We start from the raw sequence: 24,968 nt of genomic DNA, 5'->3' as shown, positions 1-24,968 counted from the left end.
CTTCCTCGCATCTAGCTTCGGACATAACTCGCTTCTCAAAAACTCCAAAAAATCCCCTTTCTTCATCCCACCCTTGATGACACGACAGCCAACTACTCCTCTCAAGGAAATCGCTCCAATAACAGTATGCTTCTCCCCCTTGTATCTCTGACGATAATGATAAGCTCTTTGACCGCGTAAACTCCGAGCTACTCCCCGTTCCATTCCCTCCCACACCCCTGTCTGGTCGAGGGCAATCAAATCCTCCGCTGGAATATCCCTGACTTCTTGACGATAAGCTAGTCGTTCTCTTTGCACCGCCTCTTCTTGGACTCTCGCACTGCGGTAAGTCTTTTTTTTAGAGTCATGCCTTGCTTTTTCAAGAAATTGTGTATCGTGACGGTACTCACATTAATCGCTAAGCGCTCCCGCAACAGTTCTTGATATTGCCACAGGTAGAAGTCTGGATGTTCTGCAATAATTGCCATCACTTCCTGTCGATGTTGTTCCAAAATACCCACTCGCTTGGTGCCTACTTTCTTGGGGGTCAAATCCTGAGTTTGTTGGTACTGTCGCACCCAGCGGTGTACTGTTCTTTTGGTCACCATGAACCGTTCGGCTACCTGGCGGATAGAGGTCTTACCTGCCAGATAAGCTGCCACGACCCTTTGCCGTAGATCCAAAGAATGGGTTGGCATTCCCTTCTCTCCTTCCTCTTAAAACCTGTACCCTATTTTAAATTAACAGGCTGTAAGTGTGCAACTCATCGACCACGAGCAAGAATTTGCGCTCGCGATTCTCTTGCAGCCACCTTTTCGTTTGCTCGAACATCCCGGCCTCGATTTGCCGCATCAGCATGATGTTGAGCATGGAATAGTTGGTAATCAAGATGTCCGGGGGATGCGCTTGCATATCCCAGCGCGAGCGCATTTCTCCTCCATCCAAGCGCGGAAAGTAAAACCTCAAATCTGGGTCTTGGCTCTGGACGGCAACCTTTTCCTGCTCCGCTTGCAACTCTCGCAATTGCCGGGCTAATTCCTTGACCTTATCGGAAGTGGGATAGCCGGGGAGGGGGGTCTGACCCGTGTAACGACCGAAGGTGATGCGATTGCAACCCCGCTCGCGATCAAGCCATTCATGGGTTTCTGGGCCATCCAACACTTTGCGCAACCGGCGCAATTGATCCTCCACCAAAGCATTTAGGGGATAGAGAATGAGCGCCCGGATTGCCGCCGGTCGTTTTTGCTCTTGGCGCTGTGGCACCCAATTTGGATTGTCTTCCTCCTGCCACCAAAACGTATCCCCGCTTTCAGACATCGGATCCCAACTACGGGATTCCCGCGCAAGGTGGGCTAGGATTGGCAACAAAAAACACTCGGTCTTGCCGGAGCCAGTTCCCGTCGTTACCACAATATCCTTTTGATCAACGATGGCTGCTTTCAAACTCTGCCATTGGTGCTCATAGAGGGGTAAGTTCGGGAACAAGGAACGACCGAGGTGGGCCAAGTCTTCATAGCCAGCGGGTAAATCTTTTGCTGCTTCCTCGAGGGTTTTGCCAGAAGAAGGGTAGACGGGTGTGGGCTCCAGTAGAGGAGGAACACTGAGCAGAGGATGATCAGGGCTGTAATGCAAGTGGCGATCGCGCTCGGCGCTAAGAGCAGGATACCGTAAGGGAAAAGCACTCTTAATGTAAAGCTGATAGATTCGATCCAATCGCTGATAGGTGCCGATGAGGTCGTACATGATTTCTCCTTGGCTTTGGGCAAAAACCTTAGCTATTTCTCCAAATCGAGCAGCGGCAGCCGCTCGCCGATGATTTGCCATGCAGTTGGCGTAATGTTCTGATAAACCAGTTCCTCTGTTTCAGGTCTGTAGCAAGGCAAACAGCCGGATTGCATGACCAAATAGCGTTCGTAGGCTAGCGGCCAGCGCTGGCTGATAGGGATCGATAATTCTCGGCTATTTGGGTCGTACTTAACTGATAGGTTTTCGGAAGCAAGGCGAGTCAAAGCCAAAAAACGTAAGCCGTACCACTCGCCGCTGTACCACCTGTCTTGCTCGCGGTCGTAGAACAGGGCATGCTGTTGTGGGGATCCCTTCTCATGCAATTCGTAGAAACCTGTTTCCTCAGCAGTCGGCACGTCTGCGAAGTGGCTCCCATCATAACGCTTCAGCCGATAGCGGTGGAGTGGCACCCAATCGACAACGTCCAGTGTAGCCACCCAATTGTCCCACTGGGGAGGAGCCTCGACCGGGCGGATGCCTAGGGTAGGGTAGCTGGCTCGCAACTTGGCGATCGCCGTGGCAACATCAGTCTGCAGCTCGAACTGCCAGCAGGGTGGCGCATCCTTTCGAGATTGGGGGATCTCCTCAAGGCGACCCAATTGCTGAAGATCTTTCTGGAGAGCTGCATTCCGCTGACCGTACAGCACGTAGCAATTTTCACCGACCGGCTGCAAGGAAGGCGGCTGCATCTGCCAGCGTCTGCCATCTCGAGCCACCGTGAGATGCCCCAGCAATTGTAGCCGACGCAACAACCGACGTGGTTGGGGTAGGTCTAGGCGATCGCATACGGCTTGAAAGGTTTCCCAAGAACCGGAACCGGCTGCCGATAGCCACCAAAGCAGTTGTTCGCACGCTCGAGAGCGATCGCTTTCTGCCGACTCAGCTATAGGTGTTTCCAAACGAAATGGGTTGACTTTAGGCAGCCGTTTGACTTCGAAATACCTTATAGTTTGGATATCCTGCTCTAAATCGTAGGCGATACCCACCATGTGTCGAATTTCTTCCCAGTAAAATTCTTGCCTTGCAGCCTTATTAATACCGCTTATTGTTTTAAGAAATTTCTCAAGATTATCTTTTTGTTTAGATTTCCAATCAGGGCGTGCCTTCGGATCAATACCCAAGTAGAAGTAGTACTCGCCTTTTTTCTTGATACCTTTCTCAATTCGAACATGAGATATGACATCTACTAAATTTTCTTGAGTAATTCGCTTCTGTAAGTGCTCTAACAGCTTTTGTGGCTTAAATTTCTTGCAACGAGTGTGAAAGAGCCAGTAAATCAGCTTAGACATAAGATCATTCTCCTACTACACAAGCTAATGACAAATCATCCCAATTCAGAATCTTTAAAGAGCGTTCCTGGTGGGCAGTTCCGCTCCGAACTTGGATTCGATAAGTACCAGGAGGTAAGTCTGCTGGCAAATCCCAAGGCTGGTTGGTAGAGCGCTGGTCTCCTTGAAGGTATATGTTCCCAGTGACCACTTCAGTCAGGGTCACCGCTGCCGTAGGCTGAAATCCGTACACGGTCACCTGTGGTAAGTGATCCTTCAGCCAAGCCCGTCCTTGGGGTACCCGTAATCCGCCACTCAAGGCAATGTGCAGGCGATCGCGCGGCTGCAAGGCTTCTTTCAACTCGGGATGTTGTAAAAACAAACCGTCCCATACGGGGGCCAGCACCTGACATTCTTGGATTTCCCACCAGTCAGAAGTTTCGGCAAACGCAGGCTGGCGCTCGCCCGACCATTGCAGCAGGCTTTCTTCGCGCAGCCGCTGCAAATCCGGCCACAGGGCTTCCCGAAACAACACAGTGAAGTGACTGCCAAGTTTGGGCGCTCCCCAACTGGCTAGAGCACCGGACTCAGGGTTCTCAGGATCGGGCACCAAGACCCAGAAATCTCGAGCCGGCAGTTGGAGCTCCCGCAAGTGGGCATGGCCGCGAATAGGCCAGGCTCTCCCCTCAGCTAGATCGCCAGCAGAGAGTGGCTTGCCAACGGGGTAAAACCAACCTACGCGCTCCAAGCGCAGGCGACCTAAGTTTTCTACCGTCACCTCTGCAACTGGCCAGTGACGCGGCAGCTTGGGATAAAGGTAGTATGCTGGATCCCCCCACCGATCCTCGGTGCGATACAGCCCTGCAGTCAGACGCGTGGGGGGCTGGTACGCTCGGCTAAATCGTTGCGGTTCCGGGCGTCCTGCATCCAACCACTCTTGATGGACGGCTAGGATTTCGGCGCCCAGGACTTCGTGTCGCTGGCGGTCGTCCAGCAGCTCTGCCAGATGTTGGTTTAGGTTCTTTTCGCTCGCCAAATCCACCAGCAACTGGGTTTCGCTGCGGGCCGTAGTCCACTTTTTCTCGTAAAACATGCGACATAACTTTTGGGTGTCCGCCTCCCGCAGCAAGGCCTGGGAAATGGGGTAATTCAAATACCGGCGCGAGCCTTCCCCTGGTTTGGCGGTGGCAATCCATCCTTTTTCCTCTAGCCACCGGTTCCACTCCTGCCACAAGCTTTCTTCATCTCCGGCTTTCATCCCTATCGGACGGGTGTCGCCAGGTATTTCCAACCGTTGGCAAAAATGGGTGAAGAAGTCATTGGCATCCAGCTTGTCATCTCTCATCATGTCGTTGGCGGCGAGTACCATCAGCGCCAAGAAGGCCACCCCTGCCGGTTCGGACGATCCCTGGTTTTGCAAAGCCGATAACTGCAGCCGATTGCCATCTGCCACCTGAGCGCGCACGGCTTGGCAGAAATCCTTAACTGTGCCTAGGCCCAGACCTGCTAAAACTTTTTGATCTACACTAAGGTAGACTGGCGTGTTGTAAGGAACTCCCAGTGTTGCCCATTGAATAATGGCTCGGTTCCAATGAGCGTATTCATCGCGCAGCGCCACAATGACCTCGCCCTAGGTCGCTTTCTCAATCCTAGGCAGGTGTTGAATACCCAGTTTCCTATTTTTCGGATTCGTTAAGAAGCTTCAGGTACGCTGTATCTCTTTGCGCTCTGAATCTTCAGAAACGGAAGCAGCTAAGTAGGAGCAGTCGCCAATGCCAGCAGCCGCTCGGCAACAACCTGGGGAACGGGCATCACCGACAGGCGCGTGCCTCGTCGCACCACCTCCAGCTCATCGGGGGTGAAGGCAGCTCGCAACTCGGCCAAAGGGATCAAGCGCTCAAAGGCGGCAACAAAGTGCACCCGCACCGTGTGCCAGCGGGGATCCGCAGGGGTTGACTTGGGATCGTAGTAGGGGCTGGTGGGATCAAACTGGCTGGGATCGACCACCTGGGTTTCTCGGATCTCCATCAGGCCGGCTATGCCGGGGGGGTTGGCGTTGGAGTGGTAGAAAAAGGCGCGATCCCCAACCTGCATGGCTTTTAGGTAGTTGCGGGCTTGGTAGTTGCGCACGCCGTCCCAAAGGGTTTGGCCCTCCCGCTGCAGATCCCAGATGCTGTAGACGCTGGGCTCCGATTTCATCAGCCAGTAGTTCATGGGGCTTGGGAAAAATCGAGGTCTAGGCCAGGGATCCTGCCACAAAGTCCACGAAGTTTTGCAAGATCTTCAAACCAACCGGGCCGGACTTTTCGGGGTGAAACTGGGTGGCCAACAAAGCGCCGCCGGCAATGGCGGCCACGCAGGTTTGGCTGCCGTGTTGGGTGGTGGCGGCCACCCAGCTTGGGTCGCTGGGCACGGCGTGGTAGGAGTGGACAAAGTAAACCCAGCTTTGGTCGGGGATCCCTGCCCAAAGAGGAGACTGGGGCTGGGTAAGGTGCAACTGGTTCCAGCCCATGTGGGGGATGCGCAGGCCAGGCTCCGGTCGAAAGCGCTGCACCCGCCCCGGCACAAGGCCCAGCCCTGGCTCTGTCCCTTCTTCGCTGCCCTCGAACAAAACCTGCAGCCCAAGGCAAATGCCCAAAAAGGGCTGCTGCCGCCCGATTGCTGCTCGGATTGCCTCTTCAAAGCCCCGCGCCCGCAACTGCTGCATGGCCGGGTCGAAAGCCCCATCGCCGGGCAGGACAATGCCATCAAAAGCCTCCAGCCCAGCCGGCTCTGTTACTAGCTGCACCTCGGCCCCGGCCCGCTCCAGCCCTTTGCAAGCCGAATGCAAGTTGCCGGCATCATAGTCGATCACCGCCAGGCGCACGGCTTTCATGGGATCCCTTTTCCTAAAGCGTTTAGGAGCCTACCAGTATAGTGGTTTTAGCAAGGTAGGGAGCTATGGTAGTTGCAGCATCTGAGGAAAACCTTATCCTCTCCACTCAGCTTGGCTGGCCCGCAGCAGCCTATCTGCACATCCCCTTCTGCCGGCAGCGCTGTTACTACTGCGACTTTGCCACCGGCCTGGGCACCCGCGAGCTGATGGAAACCTATGTGCAGAGGCTCTGCCAGGAGATCGGCGGCGCCTACCGCTACCGCCATTTGGCCGGGGATCCCCAGCCCTTGACCAGCATTTTTTTCGGCGGCGGCACCCCTTCCCTGCTGACGGTGGAGCAGTTGGGCCGGATCTTGGCTCAACTGCGGGAGAGGATCCCGTTTCATCCCAACTGCGAGATCTCGCTGGAGGCCAACCCTGGCACCCTGACGCGGGAGCAGTTGGCGGGCTACCGGGATCTGGGGGTTAACCGCATCAGCTTGGGGGTACAGGCGTTTCAACCTGAGCTGCTGGCCGCCTGTGGCCGCCTGCATGGGGTGGAAGAAGTCTACGAAGCCGTGGCCGACTTGCAGGCAGTGGGCTTTGAGAATTTCAACCTGGACTTGATCTTTGGGCTGCCCTACCAGACCTTGGAGCACTGGCAGCAATCGCTGCAGGCTGTTCTTGAAATCAACCCCACCCATGTCTCCATCTATGATTTAACGATTGAGCCGGGAACCCGATTTGGTCGGATGTACCGACCGGGAGATGCACCTTTGCCCACTGAGGAAACCACAGTTGAAATGTACTTGATGGCGCGAGAGCTGCTCACCCAAGCAGGCTACATTCACTATGAGATCTCCAATTTTGCCCGCCCTGGGTATGCCTGCCGCCACAACCGGGTGTACTGGGAAAATCGCCCTTACTTTGGCTTTGGCATGGGATCCGTCGGCTACGAAGAGGGACGGCGCATTCAGCAGCCCAAAACCCTTTACGACTATTTTGAGCAGGTGAAAGCCAAAGCCCACCCCCTCCCCCCGGAAGCATCCCCAGAGGAAGTTTGGATGGATACTTTGATGTTGGGGTTGCGCTTACAAGAAGGGCTGGATTTAGGCCATTTACAAGAGCGTTTTGGCGACAACAAGCTGAAGCAAGCCTTGGAGAGACTGGATCCCTATTTTGAGAAGGGTTGGGCCAGTTGTGAGGCCGGGCGGCTGCGGCTGATCCCGCCGGAGGGCTGGCTGTTTTCCAATGAGGTTCTCAAGGACTTGTTGGCTTGATTGCGTCGGCCACGTGCACAAGATTGCTCGGCAAAGTTTCCGACCCCACTTGGCCGGCAACTCAGGCTTTAAAGGGGGTAGGCTGTAGTCATTTCAGACTAGATTGAAACAGCTCCCAGGCGCTCATTTCCCCAAGCGCTCTTCGACCAGTTCCTCTCCCTGAGGCCCAAGCGCTCCGCGCCGCTTACGCGACCACCCCCAGCCCCTCTCCCAGCCCTCACCCCCAGCCCCTCTCCCTGAGGGAGAGGGGAGTTAGAGCGGCGCGTTCGCGACGGCGTTGCGGAGCAATAACGACGTAACGAACCGTTTCATTGCTGTTTGAAATGACTATAACCCTCACCCCTGCCCCCAGAAGAAGAGGGGAGTTGGAAATGTGAACGAACTGTTGCATTACCGTTGCCTTGCTGTGAGTCCAGCGATCCTGAATTTGGATGGGAATTGAGGGGGAAGGGACGGAGGCTCAACGGTTCCCTAGCGATAATTAACAAATTGCAACGCCACCGGGTAGTCCTGCTGCTTGAGCATTTGAATCACCGCTTGCAGCTCGTCCTTATCCTTGCCGGAAACCCGCACCAGATCCCCTTGAATGGAAGGCTGCACTTTCTTGAAGTTGTCGCGGATCTGCTTGGCGATCTGCTTGGCCAGCGTGGCATCAATGCCCTTTTTGAGGCGAACCACTTGGCGCACCCGGTTGCCGCCGACGCTCTCCGGCGGCTGGAAGTCGAAGATTTTCAGGGAGAGGCCCCGCTTGGCCGCTTTGGTGAGGAGCAGCTCCCGAATGGAGTTGAGGGCCATGTCGTTGGCGGTGGTGATGGTCAGGGATCCCTCCTCCAGCTCCATTTCTGTCTGGGTATCCTTGAGGTCATAGCGCTGTTTGATCTCCCGCCGGGCTTGATCCACGGCATTCACCAGTTCCTGCCGGTCGAAGTCGCTAACGATATCAAATGAGTAGGTAGAGGCCATAAACCCTATCTTCGCTACCGTTCCGTATCTTAAGCTCTCAGGCCAAGCAGGGATCCCCAACCCTCAAAGAAGCTACAACAGGTAGAGGGATCCCTGTCCAGATTTGCGGAGAAGCAGGATGGCCGATGTTGTTTTAATTACAGGCGCTTCCGAAGGCATCGGCAGAGCCACCGCCTTCACCTTTGCCCGTGGGGGGTACCGCTTGGCCCTGGCCGCCCGCACTGCCGAAACTTTGAAGCAAACGGCCATCGACCTGGAGCAAAGTCTAAACGCCGAGGTCTTGGCCGTTCCCACCGATGTCACGCAGCCAGAACAGGTGCAAAACCTGGTGGAGAGAACCCTAGAACGCTATGGCCGCATCGATTGCCTGATCAACAACGCCGGCATCTGTATGAGCGGCCCTTTTTTGCAAACCACCCTGGAACACTGGCAGGCGCTGATGGCGGTCAATTTTTGGGGCTACTTGTACACCATCCGGGCCGTGCTCCCCGATATGCTGAAGCGCAAAAAAGGTCAGATCATCAACGTGGGATCCATCGGCGGCAAAATGCCCCTGCCCCAAATGAGCGCCTATTGTGCCAGCAAGTACGCAGTCAGCGGGCTGACAGAGGCGCTGCGTCTGGAACTGCAACCCCACGGGATCCAGGTAATCGGTGTTCATCCGGGCATTGTCAGCAGCGATTTTCTCAAGCGAGCCATCTTTCTGGATGAGGGGGGGCCGGAGTCCCCTGCTGACGGCCAATCCCAAGCCTCAGGTGGGAAAGCCCGCGAGCAAATGCAACAGGCGCTGGAGAGTTTTTGGGCCAGCCGGCCAGAAGAAGTGGCCGAAGCCATTTGGGACGCCGCTTGCCAGTCCAAGTCGGAGGTGGTGGTGGGCATGGCCCAATGGGCGGTAGGAGCTTACACCCTCTTTCCCGGCTGGGTTGGCCCACTGCTCCAGAACATCCCTCGCTAGCCATCGGATCGGTCAGGCCCGGCAATGGCAGGAAGAGGGCCAAACTTAGGTATAGTGTGGGGTACAGTTCAATACTGGTCTCACAGCAGAAGTATGGTTGAGTCTGCGCCTTCTCCTTCCGGCACTCAGCAGCACATCTTGATCGTGGAAGACCGAGATGGCCGCCGTACTCAGGTGCTGGGATCCGCCAAATACTTCATCGGTCGGGACTTGGCGAACGACATTTGTCTCAACTCTCAGTTTGCTTCCCGTTACCACGCCATGCTGCTGCGGGTTCCTGCCGAGCGAGAGGGAGAATATTGCTACCGCATTTTGGATGGGGATCTGGAAGGTCGGCCCAGCACCAATGGCCTGTTGATCAACGGACAGAAATTGACCACCCACCAGCTCCGGTCGGGAGATGTGATCAGTTTCGGCCCCGACGCCAAAGCCACCTACAAAATCATCAAGGCCCCGTAAGTCCCGATCTCTCCCAAGAGCACCATTGCCTGCGAACCAATAGCAGCAAGGCCAGCACCAAAGCCAGCTCCGACAGCAAGGTCGCTAAGGCCGCCCCCTGCCAACCCCACCTTGGGATCCAAACCGCATTCAAAAGCCCGTTCAGACCCAGTGCCGCCAGTTGCAGACGGCTGCGGGGCTTTTGCAGCCCGGCTCCGGTGAGCAGGTGAGACAGCAGCAGGTGGATCCCCTCCAGCAGGATGACCGGGCTGAGCCAGCGCAGGATGAGGGCCGTCTCTTGGTAAGCCGACCCCAGCACCCAGGGGATCCCGTAGGAGCCCAGCGCCACCCCCAGGGCGGCCAAACTGCCGTAGCCCACCACCCAAGGGAAGAGCTGCCAGGCGTAGTGGCAGCCTTGCCGTAGGCCCTTTTGCCCTTGGCGGCACAGCTCGGCAAAATGGCTGGTGAGCAGGGCGATCATCGGCGTTTGCGAGAAGTTGATCACCCGGTAGGCGGCGCTGTAGAGCCCTCCCGCTGCTGCCGAGGCCAGACGGGGCAAAAGCAGCTTGTCCAAATCGGTGAAGGTTTTTGCCGCCGCCAGCCCCACGGCAAAATCCCAGCCCGCCGCCAGCCGTTCCCCCAGATCTCTCCAGGCCAAGGGGGGAGAAGGCTTGCTCCACCGTCCCATCCCCCGCGCCATCAGCAGCAGCACGACCAGCACCATCAGGCCGTACAGCACGGCCCACTGCACCAGGGATCCCCAACCCAGAGCCACCGCTAGCAGCACAGCGCCAACCCGCCCCAGCGCCATGCCGGTATCGATGAGAGCCACGCCGGCAACCCGCTCTTGCCCGATCAGGATCCCCCTGTACACCTCAGGGATGGCGATAAACAGCAGGTCGCTCCCCAGCAGGATCCCCACCACGAGGGGGGAGATCCCGGCCAGCCAAAGGCTCAACAGAGGTGTTAACAGCAGCGTCATCCCCCCGCAGCCCAGCCCCGCCAACCACAAGCTGGGGCCGATCTCCTGGGCAGCCGCCGCGGATCCCCGGCCGCTCAGGCGCTGGATCAGCAGTTCCGACTGGCCCCAATGGCCAAACGGGGCGGCCAGGTTGCTGCAGGCCAAGATGGCGGAGAACACCCCAAAGGCTTCCGGCCCCAACAGCCGCGCCAGCAGGATGAAATAGGCCCCGGACAACCCCAGGCGCAGGCCATTGCCCAGCATCAGCCAGGCAGCCTGTCGTAGCCGCTGTTGTTCTGCCCTATCCACGGCAACCCTCCTGGACGAGGCTGGCCGCAGCCGGGGATACTGGCTGAGAGAGACCGCCCAGGCATTCAACCTTGTGCGCTGGGTGGATGGGTTGCAGCTTTATTCGGCAATTCTTCATGGCCAAACTTTACCCTGTTGGCAACATCACCACATCCGCGGAACGGGATCCCAAAACCCTGTTTTCCCCCCACTCCAGGCCCCCCGACCCGCGCCGCGTCCTTCCCCCGCCGACCAGTAGCCCTCGCTGGCTGGGATCCCCGCCGGCCAAAACGGTGGGCCAGGGCTACCGAGCTGTTGTCTTGCTCCTGCTGGCCAGCGGCTTGCTCCTGGGGGGGCTAGGATCCCGCCTGGCCTACCTACAACTGGTGCGCACCCAGTATTACCGCCAGTTGGCCGATACCAACCGCATTCGCCTCTTGCCCCAGCCGCCGGAACGGGGGCGCATTGTGGATCGCAACGGCGTGCTGCTGGCGGGCAGCCAGCTCTCCCACTCAGTCTTCCTGTGGCCGTTGGTGCAGTCGCGGCAGGGCTGGCAGGAGACGATCCCCAAGCTGGCCCAAGCCTTGAACATGGCCCCCGAAGAAATTGCCCAAAAGCTGGAACAGGCCGGCTACCGCTCCCCGTTTCCCGTACGCATCCTGCGCAACGCCAGCCCCCAGGTGGTCATTCAACTGGAAGAGATGAGCCGCGAACTGCCGGGGGTGATGGTGGAGGCGGAGACGGTGCGGTTTTATCCCCATGGCGACTTGGCCGCCCACCTGCTGGGCTATACCGGCGAGATCTCGCAAGAACAACTGCGGGCCGATCCCAGCTATCGCTTGGGGGATATCGTCGGCCTGATGGGCGTGGAGGAATTGTTCGAGAGCCATCTGCGCGGCCAGTGGGGCGGGCGACAGGTGGAGGTGGACGCCATGGGAGAAGTGCTGCGGGTGCTGGGAGAACAAGCCCCCCAACCGGGCAACACCCTGCAGCTGACTTTGGACGTACGCCTGCAGCAGGCGGCAGAGCAAGCCCTGGGCCAGCAGAAAGGAGCAGTGGTCGCCCTGGATCCCCGCGACGGCTCGATCCTGGCCATGGCCAGCTATCCCACTTTTGATCCCAACCTCTTTTCCAGCCGCATCACCCAAGCCCAGTGGGAGAGCCTGCAACAGCAGGACTTTCCCTTCCTCAACCGCGCCCTGCGGCCCTATCCCCCCGCCAGCACCTACAAAATCATCGCCACCGCCGCCGGGATCGAGTCGGGGGCCTTTCCCCCGGATACGGTGCTGCAGACCGGCCCCTACATCCAGGTGGGCGGGTGGAGGTTCTGGGACTGGAACCGCGCCGGCTTCGGGCGGCTGAACTACCGCCAGGCGATGGCCTACAGCAGCGACACCTTCTTCTACCAGATTGCCCTGGGCACCAAGGCCGCCCCCCTGCAAGAATGGTCGCGTCGCTTCGGGCTGGGGCAATTGACCGGGATCGGCCTTAAGGGGGAAGCTGTGGGGCTGGTGCCCGACGCCGACTGGAAACAGCGTCACTGGCGCGAGCCTTGGTATGTGGGCGATACGGTGAACATGTCCATCGGCCAGGGATTTATCACCGCCACGCCGCTGCAGATGGCGGTGGTCACAGCAGCGGTGGCCAACGGCGGCTGGCGGGTGCGTCCCTTGCTCTCGCAGCAGGTGATCCCGGAAAGCGCCGTGCCCCTGCGGCAGAAGGTAGGTCTCTCCCCCGCTACCCTGGAGATCTTGCAACAGGGGCTGCGGGATGTGGTGGTCTACGGCACCGGCGGCAACGCCAACCTGGGGCCGGGCTTTCCCCCTACCGCCGGCAAAACCGGCACCGCCGAGGATCCGCCGCGGCGCTCCCACGCCTGGTTTGTCGGCTATGCCCCCTACGACCGGCCCGAATTGGTGGTCGTGGTCTTTCTGGAAAACAGCGGCGGTGGGGGTGGATCCCGGGCGGCCCCGATCTTCCGCGAGCTGATGCGGGCCTACTTCCGACCTGAGTCATAAGTGAGCCGACCGGGCACAAAAATTATCTGCGCAGCCTCTTTTCTCCCCAAAATTGCCTCAAGCCCCCCTAAAACCCCTATCCCAGCAGGCTTCTGACCTAACTTGGCTGTAGAATATGTCAGTGATTTGGAGCCAAACTGCCACAATCCTGCCATTCGCGCCAGCGGCGCCTTGGCGCAGTGCAGGGCAAGCCCCGCTCCTACAGACTGAAGACACTCTGGGCCGTGGTTGCTTCGCAGCCCCTCGCGAGTACGCGGCCAGAGACTGTTCTAACCCTATTGCCTAACTCACGAGGAGATCAGGATGAACAAGGCAGAGCTTGTGGATGCCGTCGCTCATCGCGCCAACGTAACCAAAAAAGAAGCGGAGGCCGTCATTTCGGCAGCGCTGGAGATCATCGTTGAAGAGGTCGCATCCCGCGATGAAAACGGCGAACCCAAGGGGAAAGTGACCCTGGTGGGCTTCGGCTCCTTTGAGGCCCGCAAACGCAAACAACGGGAAGGTCGCAACCCAAAGACCAACGAGAAGATGGTGATCCCAGAAAGCATTGTCCCCGCTTTTACGGCGGGCAAGTCGTTCCGCGATGCAGTGGCAGGGGGGAAATCTTAATTTCGCCGGGTGGGGACTCGCTTGCTGGGTAAGGCTCTTCTCAAGGCATGGGGCGGCCTCGGCATGGTGGCAATCGGGCTTGGGGAGCGGCGATTGCTGGCTGCTCTCCGGAGGAGATCCTGGATTTTTCGGCCAGCCTGAACCCGCTTGGCCCCCCGGCGTCGGTCTTGCAAGCTCTGGCTCAGGCGCTGTCCGCAGCAGAGCCGGTTGTGATCAGCCGCTACCCGGATCCCGACTACCGCGACTTGCGCATCTGCTTGGCCAACCATTGGGCAGTCGAGCCCGAGTGGATTTTTGTGGGCAATGGGGCGGCGGAGTTGCTCACCTGGGCCGCCCGCGATGCCCAAGGGCGGGAAGTATGGCTGCCCCAGCCTGCTTTTGGGGAGTATGCACGGGCCCTGGCGGCGGCGGGGGTGACCGTCAAGCCGTTGCCTTTTTTCCCCGCTCAGGGATCCCCTGATTTTGGCCTTCTGCAAGAACCCCTGCCGGCGGCAGGCAAGAGCAGCCGGGTGCTTTGGCTGAACAACCCTCACAACCCGACGGGCCGGCTGCTCCTGCAACAAGAGATCCTGCCTCTTTTGCCCCAGTTCGAGCAGGTGGTGGTGGACGAGGCTTTTATGGACTTTCTGCCAGGGGACTCTCCCCGGGATCCGCCCAGCCTGAGCTCTGACTCCAGTCTGTCGGCAATGCCCCGCAGCCAAACGGTGATCCCCCATCTGGCAGCTCACCCCAACACCATCGTCATCCGTTCCCTGACCAAGTTTTTCACCCTGCCCGGCTTGCGCATTGGCTTTGCGGTGGGGCACCCGGATCACTGGCGGCGCTGGCGGCAGTGGCGGGATCCCTGGAGCGTCAACGGATTGGCGGCGGTGGCGGTGGCAGCGGCTCTGGCGGATGAAAACTTTCGCCGGCGCACCCTGGCCTGGCTGCCCACGGCGCGGGAGCATTTGCTGAGCGGTCTGCAGGCGCTGCCCGGCTGGGATCCCTGGCCCGGCCAAGCCAACTTTGTGCTGGTGCGCTGCCCCGGCTCTGCCACCCAGATTCAGGAGAAGCTGTTGCGGCAACACCGCATCCTGGTGCGGGATTGCCTGAGTTTTCCTGAGTTGGGGGAGCGCTACTTGCGCATTGGCCTACGCACCTTGCCGGAGCAGGAGCAGTTGCTATCGGCCTGCCGGGAGATCCTGGAGAATAGCTAGGGATTTTTCTGCGGGAGAGATGCTGATGCCCGAAGCTACTGTCCTTTGGCCGGAATGCGATGCCCCCATCGTGCGAGGGGTGGCCCATTACAGCGATCTGGAGCTGCTGCGGGCCTTTCAACGGCAGCCGGAGGTGGCGCGCTACTTCATCGGCCTGTTTTGCCGCTACTGCAAGTGGGTGGACGGGATCCTGGCCGAACATCTGCCGCCCGAGCAATGGGCCGCCTATCGAGAACAGGTTTGGTTGCGGCTTTACCTGCGCCTACAGCGCCTGGATGTCCGCAGCCTTCTGGGAGAAGCGGCTGGTCGAGGGGATCCCGTGCTGCAACCCTGGCTGGCAGAGCAAACTCGTGAGCTGCTCCAAGCTTTGGACGGGATCCCTGCCGAGAAAGAAGCCGCTCCTTCGCAGGCTGTTGGTGGCGGCGGGACCAAGTCCTCTCTGTCGCCGGCACTGGCCTGTTATTTAAGCGCCGGCTTGGACACCTTGCCGGGAGACCTGCGCTTCATTCTGCTGCTGCGGGATTGCTTTGGCTGGTCACCGGCCCGCATTGCCGCCCAACTCAAGGCCGACGGATACTACCTTGCCCCAGAAGATGTGGATGCCATCGTTGCCTCTGCCCGCCAGATCTTGCTTCAGCACCTGCCGGCAGATGTGTGTGCCCTCTACCTCGAGGCAAAGTCCTAGAAGACTGTCATGGTCTTATGGCAGGGTAATAGAGCGCTGGTAGTCCTTGTTGGCAAGGCAGGTTCTCCTGTTAAGCTGTTTCCGGCTGTCACAACAGTTAACCGGCATTGTTTGCCGTCAGACTTGTATTAAGTTGAGTGTGGGCTGTCTATGAGTCCTTCTCCGCTTCTTCCAGACACTACCCAACCCGTACCTACGGCACAGCAGTCCCCATCCCATTCAGGTTCTCAACCTGCTCTTCAGGAAGCGCTGGGCCATCTGCACCTGGATGTGCTGAAAGAATTGGAGCGGTTTCGCCTCTGGCAGCGTTTGCAGCGCACGAATTCTGGGCCGCCGCGAGCAGGTCAGCTCAGGAATACCAGCTCTGGGCAGCGCTCCTCACCTGTGCTCATTCAAGAGGTGGTGGAAGACCTGGAAGAAGAAGAGATGCCACGGCCCTCTGGAGCCTTTTCGCCCCTCTGGGTCTTGCTGCTGTGGGTGCTCTCTTGCGCCGGGATTGGCTTTGGGGTGCGCTGGCTGATCTGGCCGGCAGAACTGTCTCTGCCCCCAAGCACTGCCAACAGAGCAGAAGAAAGGAGCCCCATCCAGGTGGATCTGTCCCGGTTGCCCTTGATCCCACTGGAACCGCTGCAAGGGCAGGTGGGAGAGGAGTTCTATTCCGGCAGCTTGGATCCGAGTCGGCTGGCGCTGGGCTTGACGACCTCCCCAGACTTGAGGGACTTGCAGATCGCTCCCCTTCAAGACGTTCCCAACCTGCTGGATAGCCTGCAAACCGACTTGGTCTTGGCTGCCGCAGAACCCTCTCGGCCCAGAACGGTGGAGCAGTTGGCGGCCAGTTTGGAGCGCCCCTCTCAACCCTCATCTCCCACCTCTGTGGGATCCCTGACCCTGGTGCCTCTGGGCAACAACGATCCCGATACTTTGGGGCCGAACCGCGGCGAGGGCACCTTCTTGGTGCTTACCACCTACTCGGGGGCCGAGAGCTTGGCGCGCGCTCGACAAGTTTCCGATGGGGCCTTTGTGAAAGATGTGAATGGCCAGAAGTTTGTGCAGTTGGCAGCATTTGAGCAACTGGAATATGCCCGCTATCACGCAGAAACCCTGAAAAGCAAGGGCTTTAACGTCACGATTGTTGAGCAGTAGCTTTGATGACTACAGATCCCGAAGCCAAGGGATCCGAGACAGCGGCAGCCGCCGCCAGATTCCTTCGCTCCCTGCTGGATCGAGCCAACGCCAGGCCAATAACCCGGCTGCCGAGAGGAAAACCAGGGCCAGCAACAAGGCAAGAGCATTCTGTAGGCCTTGCAAAAGGGGCCCAAGGCGGGTTGGGCTCGACCCGACCCGAGCAGGTGGCTTCGCCGAAGCTGGAGAAGGACTCAGGGGACGGACGGGTGGAGCGGGGCTAGAAGAGGAAGCCAATCTGGCGGCAGGAATGGCCGGCCCTGGCAACCGCTTCAAAGCCGTGGCCACAGCCTGAGGGCGCTGCTGCTGACGCAGCCACCGGTTCAGTTCTGCCAGGGAGATGGCACAGAGGTTGTTGAGACCTATACCCTGAATTCGCCCCACCAAAGGCCGGTCGTTGCTAACCACAACCACCAGCGTTCCCGGCTGCTGTTGGGCCAGGGCATAGGCGCAGTCGGCAATTGCCTCTTCCAAGCGGATCCGCAGGGACTGATCGCTGGCAGCGGCACCGCCCACCAGGGCCCGGGCTTCCGAGACGGCAAACCCCAGGCCAGGCCAGCGGCGCAAAAACTCGCGGGCCGTCGATTCTTCTTGGGGATCAATGGCCTGTCGGGTCAAGCGCTCCAGCTCGGCCATCACCGCCTGCGGCAGCACACACACTCCAAAGCGGGCCCACTCCTGCCATAGGGCCAAGCGACCGGCCAGGATCACCTGGCTGTCGAAGACGAGGAGAGGCGGGATCTCAGCCATAGGATGCGCCAGCGCTGGACTCAACCTCAATTGTGCAGCCTCTCTCAAGCCTTGGGTAGCAGGGATCCCTCGGCCAGGCAGAGGCGGATGGCCAGCGGGTAGAGGCGGTGCTCCTGAGTTTGGATGCGCCGGTAAAGGGATTCCACGGTATCTTCGGGCAGAACCGGCACGGCTGCTTGGGCCACGATGGGGCCGCTGTCCATTTCCAGCGTGACCCGGTGAACGCTGCAGCCGGCGATTTTCACACCGCACTTCAGAGCTTGTTCAACGGCTCGCAGGCCCTTGAAGCTGGGCAACAGGCTAGGATGCAAATTCAAGACGCGATCCGGGTAAGCGGACAACAACACCTGGGTAACCAGGCGCATCCACCCGGCCATGATCACCCATTCCACCTGATGCTGCCGGAGCACCTGGACGATGGCGGCATCCAGATCTTCACGACGGGGGTAGTCTTGATGGTTGAGCACAAGGCAAGGGATCCCTCGCTTTTGGGCCCGCTGCCGCACGTAGGCTATGGGATTGTTGGTGATGACCACAGCAATCTGGGCCTGCAGCTCACCTGCCTCAATGGCTTGAGCGATAGCCTCGAAATTGCTGCCATTGCCGGAAGCCAAAATGCCGAGGATCCCCGGCTGAGAAGGCGCCGGGATCCCGTTGGGATCCGGCCAGAGTAAGCTGGGTAGGTTCATGAGCGTTGGGCGGGAAAGTCTGCAGCCCCGCTATTTTAAACCCAGATAGATTCTCTGCTGATTCTGGCTGGGCTCATCTGGAAAGGGATGCAAACGCTCGCTGCAAGAAGTAGAGATTTGGAGTCAACTGCAAATCGGTGGTAACCCCCCGATAAATTGGGTAGTATGCCTCTAGCGGTAGCGCAAAGGGCGGAGTTTCCGGACGTGTTCGGCTTTCTTGGCGGTTCCAAAACTCAAACCATGCTTGGGGTGGACATCAACCCCGAGCGCATTGCCGTTGCCCAACTGAAAAAACAGGGCAATGGTCGCTATCGTCTGGCCCACTACCATAGTGTGGAAATGCCAGAGGGGGCAATGATCGAGGGGCGCATCCTCGATCCGAGCACGGTTGGCTTGACCCTGGCCAACTTGTTGAACGAATACAAGGTGCCCACCAACTTGCCGGCAGCCACAGCAGTGCCCGTAAGAGAGGCCATCGTTCGTCTCATTCGCCTGCCTGCCGACCTGCCTGCCGACGAGTTGCGCCGGGTGGTCTTGGAGCAGGAGGCCGAACTCTACATCCCCTACCCACGGGATCAGGCAGATGTAGATTACCAACCCCTCGGTCTAGACCTTTCCCAGGATGGCATTGAGCGCATCGAAGTCTTGCTGGTGGCCATCCCAAAAGAGGTGGTGGACAACTACCTAGAGGTGCTGCAGGCGGCCAACTTGAAGGTGCGCTGTGTGGAGCTGGCCAGCTTCTCCCTCATTCGCACCATCCGCGACCAGCTCATCCAGCACAGCCCTCAAGAGGCGGTGTTGCTTGGCTCCATCGGCTACGACAGCAGCGAGATCAGCATCTTGGTCAACGGCATCCCGCAATTTACCCGCACCGTCAACATCGGCACCATCCACATGCGGCAGGTGCTGGCCCAATCTCTGAATTTGCCGGTTAGCCGCACCGGCGACCTGTTGCGAACTCTGAGGTTACCCCTGCTCAACCCCGTCGATGTTTTGGCCACGGGAGATCAACCGATTCCCAGCAATCCCGGCATAGCAGCAGTGACGCGCGTTGTCTCCGATTTGGCGGATGAACTGAAGCGCTCCATCGACTTCTTTACGAGCACAGAAAGCAGCTTCCCGGTGGTGAAAGTCTTGCTGGCCGGGCCGGGGGCCAGCATTGGCCAGATGGATGGTTTCCTATCTCAGTCGTTGAGCGTGGCGGTAGAACTGGCGGATCCCTTTGGCAACATCCTTGTGCCGGATTCAATCGAGGTGCCCTTGGAGGAGCGCCCGGCGATGGGGGTGGCCCTGGGGCTGGCCATGCGGGAAGCCGGCAAGTAACGACAGGGATCCCTCGAAGGCACTATCCAACAATGAGCGAGCAATGAGTGAGGCGATTGGATGTACACACCGGAAATCAATTTTCTTAAGGAAAGGCCGGAAGTTCCCACCACCGTTCAGACAGGGGCGGTAGCCGCCCCGACAACTGCCGCCGGAGCCGAGAGCTGGGCTTTGGCCATTGGCCTGGGGGTTGCCGTGACTGCTGTGGCCATGGGAACTTTTTGGTATTTCCAAGACAGCTTCTCCCGTCAGCGGAACACTCTGAGGGCAGAGCGAACCCGCCTCGACGGTGAACTCAGCACAGCCAATGCCGAGTTGACCCGACTCCAGGGCCTCAGCCAAGAATTACAAACCATTCGCACCCAGACGGAAGGGTTTCGCTCTTTTCTGGGATCCGTCCAGCCCTGGTCGGCCATTTTGGAAGAAGTGCGGCGCAGGATCCCTGGCCGAGGGGTGTGGATAACCAACATCAGCGCCTCTGGGGATACCGTGAACATCCAAGGCGGGGCGCTGGATTTTCCCTTGGTGAACGACTTTTTGCTCACCCTGCTGGATTCCAACTTCGTAACCAGTGCCGTTCTCAACAGTGCCTCTCGAGTGGAGGGCACACCTGAAACTGAACCCAGCGTCACCTACGGCCTAACGGTTACTATTCGGACCATAGGGGATCCCGACCCAGAGTTTACCCGCGAGCTGGAGCAGCGGGGAGCAATAGGCTTGGTGGAAAAGATCCGCATTCTGCGTCAAGTGGAGGGGAACTGATGACTGGCTCGGTAGAAAGTTTTCACGACGACCAACTAATGGCACCCCCGGCAGGGCCGCCGATATTGTTGGGGGTCGAGCTGACTCCCATTCGCATTGGCCTGTTGATCGGGATCCTGGGCCTGGGCGCGGCGGGCTTTTTGGCCTTCACCCAACTCCGTCCTCTGATCAGAGAGGTGCAAGCCTTGGAAAGAGAGGTGGCCCAAAAAACCAGCCAGTTGCAGGAGGTACAGGGCCAGATTGCCGGCTTACAGGACGTGCCCAACCAAATCGAGAGGGCTCGCGTGCAGCAGCAGCAGATCAGCGCCTTGCTGGCCACCCCCGAGAATGCCGACACGCAACTGATCGATCTCAACCGGCTGGTGCGGGGACAGCCCAACAGCGAGCTGCGCAGTTTTGCCCCTTCTCCCCTCACCCCTGCTTCTTCGGCCAACTCCGAAGTGCCCGCGATCATTGCTCCGGCCATCCAGGTGCAAACCACCCGCGTCGCGGTGCGGGGCCCCTATACGGACATCATCAATCTCATGAGGGATGTAGAGCGCCTACGCACCTTGTTTCGGGTGAGCAACATCAGCCTAAATCCTGTTCAAGACACAGGGGAGCTGGACGCCGCTTTTGATTTGATTGCCTACATCTACAACAAGGACGTTCCCTTGGGCACGGCCCCTGCACCCGAAGGACAGACCCCCGCCGAAGGACAAGCTCCCCCCGAAGCAGGACAGCCAACACCTGGCCAATAGGCCAGCCTGTACCCCGTTTGTGCCCTGGTGGTTCGCAGCGGATCCTGCTGCAAGGGGATCTCCTTGGGAATTGGAAAAGACAACCCAGAGGCACCGATACAGGTAGTGTTCCTATGTCGAAGATCGGGGAAAAACCACCCATAAAGCCACTACGGGTAGTGGCAAAGGCCAAAATTTCGGCTTTGATTAGGGAAGCACTGGCTAAACCCGTGCTGAAGTAAAGCAGAAACACGCTTGGGTAACGGAGTGAGGTGTGAGGATGATGAACCGTCGAGTCGCCTGGGGATGTGCATTGAGCTTGATCCTTTCGCTGCCTCTGTTGGCTGTAGAAAGCCAACTTGAGGAAGCCGCCGCTCAGCAGTTGACCTCCGCCAATCCACAAAGCCTCAGCCGCATCACCGATATCCGCCTGGTGCCCCACGGCAACCGCATGAAGCTGGAGATCAACACCGCAGGGGGTGCCCGTCCACAGGTGTTCTTTACCCAACAGGGCCGGTCTTGGATTGGGGATATCACCAATGCTCAACTGGATGGCGGTCAAGGCCGCTATCGTCAGGAGTCTCCCTTGCCGGGAGTGCGCTTCATCGAAGCCAAGCAACTGGGCAGTGACAGCGTGCGGATAGAAATTGCCGGTGTTGCGGCAGCTCCCCAGGGCTTGCTGGCCCAGCGCAGCCCAACACAGTTGGTCTTCGAGTTTGAGGGCTTGCCCTCTGCCCCACCGGCTCCTGTAGCTGCCGCGCCCAGCCAAGTAGCGCCCAATCAACCGGCCTCGCCAACCCGACCTCAGCCTGTGGCCCCGCCGCCGGCTCCTGCCGCCCCTTCGGTTGCTCAAAACCCTCCTTCTCCCCAGGGAACAGCCCCTACTCCTCAGCCCCTTGCCCAAACTCCTCCCCCTTCCCCGCCAGCTCAGGTGGCTCCTGCCCCTCAGCCGGCTTCCCCTGGGCCGGTCATTTCTCAGGTGCCCCCCGTAGGGCAGCTTAACCAACCCCAACTGCCGCCGGGATCCGTTGATCCCACTACTTCTCCCTTCCAGGGTCGAGCAGTAGCTCCTCCGGCAGGGGATCTTGCAGTCGGCAGCATCCTTCCTGCTCCCCCTCCAGTTGACTTGGGCTCAAATGCCAAGATTACCTTAACCCTGAGGGATGCTCCCGTAGGTGATGTGTTGAGTCTCTTGGTACGTCGAGCTGGACTAAATGTAGTTCTTAACGACGTTCCTCCGGACTTGACGATTTCCTTAGATGTAGCCGACTCACCCTTACAGGAAACGTTCAACTTTATCTTGCGGCTGAAGGAACTGCAAGCAACTCGTGTAGGGCAAACAGTTTTTATCGGCACTAGCCTTCCTGGAGTCGGCCAGCAGATTGTCAAAACATATAGACTTAATCAACTAAGAATCGAAGAGACAGAACAGACCTTTAACCTTACTGCTGCTGGGGCCGGAGGCGGGCAAGCAACAGTCGAAATCAATGCTAGACAACTAAGTATCACTCCAAGTGAAATCAGAAGTAGAATTTTAGCTATCCTGGAAGCATCGAATATCCCTCTTGCTCAAGAGTCAGCCATTCAAGCAGATCCAAGAACAAACTCACTAACTATTGTTGCCACACCTGCCCAGCATGATGTGATTGCAGCCTACCTTGCCCAGATTGATCTTAGAAGTCGTCAGGTCTTAGTTAGTGCTAGGTTTATTGAGATTAACCTCAATAACAACTCTAGTCTAGGAGTGGCATTAGGCGGTGCCTCTGGCAACTTTGCACTGGGCTCTGGAGATAATACCACCTTTGGTGGAACTCCCCTCAACCAACCTGCAGGGTCTTCGGTTCCTGACGTTGGCGTAGTTCCTTCCGTAGGAACTGGCGGCTCACTTGTGTTCAACACCTTAAACCGACTCCAGCAATCTCTTGCGGCCCGCATAGATGCAGCTATTGCTTCAGGAACAGCCAAGATACTGGCTGACCCAAAAGTGGTCGTCGCTAACAACACGGGCGCGGCTATTGTAGTTGGTCAAGAAGTTATCACCAATAGGAGATTGGTAACAGACCCTGCAACGGGTACGTCAACAGTCGTTTTTGAAAAAGGAAACGCAGGAGTCAACTTAATTATTCAAAACGTCAGGATTGATGACAATGGCTACGTTACGTTGAATCTTCTTCCCCAGGTTTCATCTATCGGTAGCCAAATCACTTTAGCAGACGGAGCCGTAATTAGCTTGCTCAATCAGCGTTCTGTTGGCTCTTTGCAAATCAGACTTAAAGACAGGGAAACACTATTTTTGGCAGGATTGATACAAGAGGAGGATCGAGTGTCTGTTGATAAAGTTCCACTTCTTGCTGAGATTCCTCTGCTAGGTGCTCTCTTTCGTAGGCAAAACACGACGAACATTAGAAGTGAAGTTGTTGTCTTGATTACCCCAACTATTCTAGAAGAGTAGAAGAGTGGCCCGCCAATGACTGTCATTCTCTCAGACCGGTTGCTTTGCCAAAGATGGAAGATTCTCATAGAAACGGCTAAACCCTAAGATACGTTGCTGATTAATGCTGATGTCGAACTCTCGCCGCCGGCCTTGGCTGAAGCTGGGATCCCTGTTGCTCGCCTTCGGGTTGGCCTGGGTGCTGGCTTGGGGTGAGGTAGGATGGCCGCAAACCTATCATCTCTCTCTACGGGTGCAGGGGCAGAGCTATTCACAGCTTGTCGAGCAATCGCGCTCTTTGGTTTGGCAAACCTTGGCACAACAATTTCAGGCACAGCCGCAGGCGGAGCAGCTCACTTTAGAAGTACTGGGGCAAGGTGGGGAACAACAAGTGCCCCTCTTCACGGTGCGAATGCCTCGCAGTGTTTGGCAGCAAAACCCATCGCCAACTCAACTGGAGCAATATGCCACTTTCTATCCCAATGCATTAACTCTTTTACAACCAAGAGTGGCGGCCCGAAAAGCTCAGGTAGAATTTACTCCTCTTCCTCAAGGTGGAGTCGCATTGGTCTCTAGCAATCCTTCCAATGGCCAAAGAGGGATCCCAGTTGATCAAAGTATTCGCCTGCGTTTCGACCGAGAGCTTCCGACAGGAATGACGAGTTTGGCTTTTGGGATCCAGCCTCCTTTGGAAGTGGCCTTTGATATCCAGGGAAACGAGCTAATTGTACAGCCTTTACAGCCACTCAACTACAGTACCGATTACAGAGTGTTCTTACCTGCTGCCAAAGAGCTAGATTTACAAAATCCCATAGAGTTGACCTTCCGCACCGAGCCTCAATACACCTACCAGCGAGATATTCAGCCCCTACTGGATGCTAGCTGTGTGGGTTGTCATCAGCGGGCCGGTCGGATGCGGCGCAGCCCTTTGGATAGCTATGCCGCGGTGATGCGTTACGTAACGCCCGGATCAGAAAATAGCGAGTTGCTGAAACCGCGCTGGTTGGCTCGCCATGCTGTTATTCAACGGGCGGCAGGGATCCCCTTGAATGCAGAAGGAGAAGGGGCCGACGCCCCCGGTTCCTTATCGGAGCTTGGGACGGGAACTGTGCCGACGCCGAGACCCCCCGTGAGTGATCCCCAAGGAGAATTTCCCGGCTCTTTTATTGGACGCAGCGGATCTCCCGAATTGGCCTACATTCGCCGCAACGGCACCGGCACGGATCGCTTGGGCCACTTGAGCCCTGAAGAAATCCAGATCTTGCGTACCTGGATTATTCAGGATTGGGCTGCTGAGACCCACAAAAGTTAACCCGATGGCTCGGGGAGTCTTTATTGAGTTAAGATGAGTTGACCTAGATGTTAAGTTTCTTGACCAACTGCTTATCTTGGAACCAAAACCCTACGAGACCAACCGGTGACAACTGCTGCCAGGGATCCCTTGGATTGCATGAGGTGGGTTGTAGAAGCTTTTGGCAAGCGACTGGCAACCAGCTTGAGGACGAGAGCTGAGATTAGCGTCATTGCTGGCGCTGTTTTCGTGTCGCTCCGAGAGGAATCCTGCTAACTTTTTATCATTCAAAAAATAGGGATCCCAAATATGGGGATCCCCAAGTCTCCTTCCTCTAGTGTCTCAGTCTTCAACACACCTGTGTGAGTCGTTCTAATCTTAGGAACAAAACTGTGAAAAAGTCGTGCAGAGAAGCAAAGGACCTAAGCCCCGCTGTCTTGCTCAGGTGGCCTGGGATCCGGGACGGGCGATGAGCGCCAGCTCCACCTGATGTTCTCGGGGCTGCTGCAGTTGCACCTCCACGTCGCGGCCAAAGAAGCCCT

At 57.9% G+C, this 24,968-nt stretch carries 22 protein-coding genes and 1 pseudogene; 13 read left to right on the top strand and 10 right to left on the bottom strand.

The genetic code is table 11. From position 1 onward, the window contains the following. The 6 genes and pseudogenes from NW862_RS11265 to hisH form a co-directional block, all read right to left on the bottom strand. A pseudogene (locus NW862_RS11265) lies at positions 1-677 on the bottom strand (IS630 family transposase); the annotation flags it as partial. A gap of 37 nt (positions 678-714) precedes the next feature. Continuing rightward, positions 715-1,722, bottom strand: coding sequence for a DEAD/DEAH box helicase (locus NW862_RS11260; protein WP_414427183.1), 1,008 nt, complete (start codon positions 1,720-1,722; stop codon positions 715-717). Positions 1,723-1,754: 32 nt separating this feature from the next. Continuing rightward, positions 1,755-3,053 carry a hypothetical protein gene (locus tag NW862_RS11255; protein WP_414336058.1) on the bottom strand — a complete coding sequence of 433 codons (1,299 nt, stop codon included), beginning with the start codon at positions 3,051-3,053 and terminating at the stop codon, positions 1,755-1,757. A 4-nt stretch (positions 3,054-3,057) separates the two neighbouring features. After that, a complete protein-coding gene (locus NW862_RS11250) occupies positions 3,058-4,650 on the bottom strand; it encodes a hypothetical protein (RefSeq protein ID WP_414427182.1) in 1,593 nt (530 codons plus the stop codon). A gap of 134 nt (positions 4,651-4,784) precedes the next feature. Then, positions 4,785-5,246: an EVE domain-containing protein gene (locus NW862_RS11245; RefSeq protein ID WP_414336137.1), complete on the bottom strand. Its 462-nt coding sequence runs from the start codon at positions 5,244-5,246 to the stop codon at positions 4,785-4,787. A gap of 22 nt (positions 5,247-5,268) precedes the next feature. Continuing rightward, a complete protein-coding gene (hisH, locus tag NW862_RS11240) occupies positions 5,269-5,907 on the bottom strand; it encodes an imidazole glycerol phosphate synthase subunit HisH (protein ID WP_414336135.1) in 639 nt (212 codons plus the stop codon). A 65-nt stretch (positions 5,908-5,972) separates the two neighbouring features. Between hisH and hemW the strand changes: the two genes are divergently transcribed. After that, positions 5,973-7,166, top strand: coding sequence for a radical SAM family heme chaperone HemW (hemW, locus tag NW862_RS11235; RefSeq protein ID WP_414427181.1), 1,194 nt, complete (start codon positions 5,973-5,975; stop codon positions 7,164-7,166). 471 nt (positions 7,167-7,637) lie between these two features. Here the strand turns inward: hemW and NW862_RS11230 are convergent, their stop codons facing one another. After that, positions 7,638-8,129, bottom strand: coding sequence for a YajQ family cyclic di-GMP-binding protein (locus NW862_RS11230; RefSeq protein WP_414335193.1), 492 nt, complete (start codon positions 8,127-8,129; stop codon positions 7,638-7,640). Between the two features lie 118 nt (positions 8,130-8,247). Between NW862_RS11230 and NW862_RS11225 the strand changes: the two genes are divergently transcribed. Next, positions 8,248-9,084 carry an SDR family oxidoreductase gene (locus NW862_RS11225; protein WP_414335194.1) on the top strand — a complete coding sequence of 279 codons (837 nt, stop codon included), beginning with the start codon at positions 8,248-8,250 and terminating at the stop codon, positions 9,082-9,084. Positions 9,085-9,177: 93 nt separating this feature from the next. Next, entirely contained in the window at positions 9,178-9,543 is a 366-nt protein-coding gene (locus tag NW862_RS11220) for an FHA domain-containing protein (RefSeq protein WP_414335195.1), read from the top strand. Here NW862_RS11220 and NW862_RS11215 read toward each other — a convergent pair. After that, positions 9,530-10,792, bottom strand: a complete 1,263-nt coding sequence (locus NW862_RS11215; protein ID WP_414427180.1) for a lipopolysaccharide biosynthesis protein — start codon at positions 10,790-10,792, stop codon at positions 9,530-9,532. The genes NW862_RS11220 and NW862_RS11215 overlap by 14 nt on opposite strands. Before the next feature lie 116 nt (positions 10,793-10,908). Between NW862_RS11215 and mrdA the strand changes: the two genes are divergently transcribed. The 5 genes from mrdA (at position 10,909) to NW862_RS11190 (ending at position 16,422) form a co-directional block, all read left to right on the top strand. Next, positions 10,909-12,789, top strand: coding sequence for a penicillin-binding protein 2 (gene mrdA, locus NW862_RS11210; RefSeq protein WP_414427179.1), 1,881 nt, complete (start codon positions 10,909-10,911; stop codon positions 12,787-12,789). Positions 12,790-13,092: 303 nt separating this feature from the next. After that, positions 13,093-13,398 carry an HU family DNA-binding protein gene (locus NW862_RS11205; RefSeq protein ID WP_414335200.1) on the top strand — a complete coding sequence of 102 codons (306 nt, stop codon included), beginning with the start codon at positions 13,093-13,095 and terminating at the stop codon, positions 13,396-13,398. A 47-nt stretch (positions 13,399-13,445) separates the two neighbouring features. Continuing rightward, complete coding sequence (gene cobD, locus NW862_RS11200; protein ID WP_414341974.1) at positions 13,446-14,594, top strand: threonine-phosphate decarboxylase CobD; 1,149 nt, start codon at positions 13,446-13,448, stop codon at positions 14,592-14,594. Positions 14,595-14,619: 25 nt separating this feature from the next. Next, the gene (locus NW862_RS11195; protein WP_414335203.1) at positions 14,620-15,279 is read left to right on the top strand and encodes a hypothetical protein; all 660 of its coding nucleotides are present in this window, start codon (positions 14,620-14,622) and stop codon (positions 15,277-15,279) included. Positions 15,280-15,429: 150 nt separating this feature from the next. Next, entirely contained in the window at positions 15,430-16,422 is a 993-nt protein-coding gene (locus NW862_RS11190; RefSeq protein WP_414335204.1) for a hypothetical protein, read from the top strand. A gap of 9 nt (positions 16,423-16,431) precedes the next feature. Here NW862_RS11190 and NW862_RS11185 read toward each other — a convergent pair whose 3' ends face one another. Next, positions 16,432-17,211, bottom strand: coding sequence for a hypothetical protein (locus tag NW862_RS11185; RefSeq protein WP_414335206.1), 780 nt, complete (start codon positions 17,209-17,211; stop codon positions 16,432-16,434). A gap of 44 nt (positions 17,212-17,255) precedes the next feature. After that, the gene (gene purN, locus NW862_RS11180) at positions 17,256-17,900 is read right to left on the bottom strand and encodes a phosphoribosylglycinamide formyltransferase (RefSeq protein ID WP_414335208.1); all 645 of its coding nucleotides are present in this window, start codon (positions 17,898-17,900) and stop codon (positions 17,256-17,258) included. Between the two features lie 165 nt (positions 17,901-18,065). On the opposite strand from purN, the gene pilM reads away from it, so the two are divergent. The 5 genes from pilM to NW862_RS11155 all read left to right on the top strand — a co-directional run bounded on the left by pilM (position 18,066) and on the right by NW862_RS11155 (position 24,447). After that, entirely contained in the window at positions 18,066-19,223 is a 1,158-nt protein-coding gene (gene pilM / locus NW862_RS11175) for a type IV pilus biogenesis protein PilM (protein ID WP_414348377.1), read from the top strand. A 60-nt stretch (positions 19,224-19,283) separates the two neighbouring features. Beyond that, a complete protein-coding gene (locus NW862_RS11170; protein WP_414368474.1) occupies positions 19,284-19,985 on the top strand; it encodes a PilN domain-containing protein in 702 nt (233 codons plus the stop codon). Beyond that, positions 19,985-20,725: a hypothetical protein gene (locus tag NW862_RS11165; protein ID WP_414341968.1), complete on the top strand. Its 741-nt coding sequence runs from the start codon at positions 19,985-19,987 to the stop codon at positions 20,723-20,725. The genes NW862_RS11170 and NW862_RS11165 overlap by 1 nt, the downstream gene beginning before the upstream one ends. Before the next feature lie 259 nt (positions 20,726-20,984). After that, the gene (locus NW862_RS11160) at positions 20,985-23,156 is read left to right on the top strand and encodes an AMIN domain-containing protein (RefSeq protein WP_414348381.1); all 2,172 of its coding nucleotides are present in this window, start codon (positions 20,985-20,987) and stop codon (positions 23,154-23,156) included. Between the two features lie 109 nt (positions 23,157-23,265). Next, positions 23,266-24,447, top strand: a complete 1,182-nt coding sequence (locus NW862_RS11155) for an Ig-like domain-containing protein (RefSeq protein WP_414336105.1) — start codon at positions 23,266-23,268, stop codon at positions 24,445-24,447. Positions 24,448-24,968 lie beyond the last annotated feature (521 nt).

Origin of the sequence: Synechococcus sp. H55.8 (assembly GCF_047462375.1) — a bacterium.
Taxonomy (GTDB): Bacteria; Cyanobacteriota; Cyanobacteriia; order Thermostichales; family Thermostichaceae; genus Thermostichus.
Note: the sequence above shows the minus strand (reverse complement) of the source record. Positions and strands in the feature narration are given on the sequence as shown.

What these genes read in the sequence shown, in the direction of transcription:
- NW862_RS11260 (WP_414427183.1), bottom strand. Translation starts at nt 1,722, where the DNA reads ATGTACGACCTCATCGGCACCTATCAGCGATTGGATCGAATCTATCAG.
- NW862_RS11255 (WP_414336058.1), bottom strand. Translation starts at nt 3,053, where the DNA reads ATGTCTAAGCTGATTTACTGGCTCTTTCACACTCGTTGCAAGAAATTT.
- NW862_RS11245 (WP_414336137.1), bottom strand. Translation starts at nt 5,246, where the DNA reads ATGAACTACTGGCTGATGAAATCGGAGCCCAGCGTCTACAGCATCTGG.
- hisH (WP_414336135.1), bottom strand. Translation starts at nt 5,907, where the DNA reads ATGAAAGCCGTGCGCCTGGCGGTGATCGACTATGATGCCGGCAACTTG.
- hemW (WP_414427181.1), top strand. Translation starts at nt 5,973, where the DNA reads ATGGTAGTTGCAGCATCTGAGGAAAACCTTATCCTCTCCACTCAGCTT.
- NW862_RS11230 (WP_414335193.1), bottom strand. Translation starts at nt 8,129, where the DNA reads ATGGCCTCTACCTACTCATTTGATATCGTTAGCGACTTCGACCGGCAG.
- NW862_RS11225 (WP_414335194.1), top strand. Translation starts at nt 8,248, where the DNA reads ATGGCCGATGTTGTTTTAATTACAGGCGCTTCCGAAGGCATCGGCAGA.
- NW862_RS11220 (WP_414335195.1), top strand. Translation starts at nt 9,178, where the DNA reads ATGGTTGAGTCTGCGCCTTCTCCTTCCGGCACTCAGCAGCACATCTTG.
- mrdA (WP_414427179.1), top strand. Translation starts at nt 10,909, where the DNA reads ATGGCCAAACTTTACCCTGTTGGCAACATCACCACATCCGCGGAACGG.
- NW862_RS11205 (WP_414335200.1), top strand. Translation starts at nt 13,093, where the DNA reads ATGAACAAGGCAGAGCTTGTGGATGCCGTCGCTCATCGCGCCAACGTA.
- cobD (WP_414341974.1), top strand. Translation starts at nt 13,446, where the DNA reads ATGGGGCGGCCTCGGCATGGTGGCAATCGGGCTTGGGGAGCGGCGATT.
- NW862_RS11195 (WP_414335203.1), top strand. Translation starts at nt 14,620, where the DNA reads ATGCCCGAAGCTACTGTCCTTTGGCCGGAATGCGATGCCCCCATCGTG.
- NW862_RS11190 (WP_414335204.1), top strand. Translation starts at nt 15,430, where the DNA reads ATGAGTCCTTCTCCGCTTCTTCCAGACACTACCCAACCCGTACCTACG.
- NW862_RS11185 (WP_414335206.1), bottom strand. Translation starts at nt 17,211, where the DNA reads ATGGCTGAGATCCCGCCTCTCCTCGTCTTCGACAGCCAGGTGATCCTG.
- purN (WP_414335208.1), bottom strand. Translation starts at nt 17,900, where the DNA reads ATGAACCTACCCAGCTTACTCTGGCCGGATCCCAACGGGATCCCGGCG.
- pilM (WP_414348377.1), top strand. Translation starts at nt 18,066, where the DNA reads ATGCCTCTAGCGGTAGCGCAAAGGGCGGAGTTTCCGGACGTGTTCGGC.
- NW862_RS11170 (WP_414368474.1), top strand. Translation starts at nt 19,284, where the DNA reads ATGTACACACCGGAAATCAATTTTCTTAAGGAAAGGCCGGAAGTTCCC.
- NW862_RS11165 (WP_414341968.1), top strand. Translation starts at nt 19,985, where the DNA reads ATGACTGGCTCGGTAGAAAGTTTTCACGACGACCAACTAATGGCACCC.
- NW862_RS11160 (WP_414348381.1), top strand. Translation starts at nt 20,985, where the DNA reads ATGATGAACCGTCGAGTCGCCTGGGGATGTGCATTGAGCTTGATCCTT.
- NW862_RS11155 (WP_414336105.1), top strand. Translation starts at nt 23,266, where the DNA reads ATGTCGAACTCTCGCCGCCGGCCTTGGCTGAAGCTGGGATCCCTGTTG.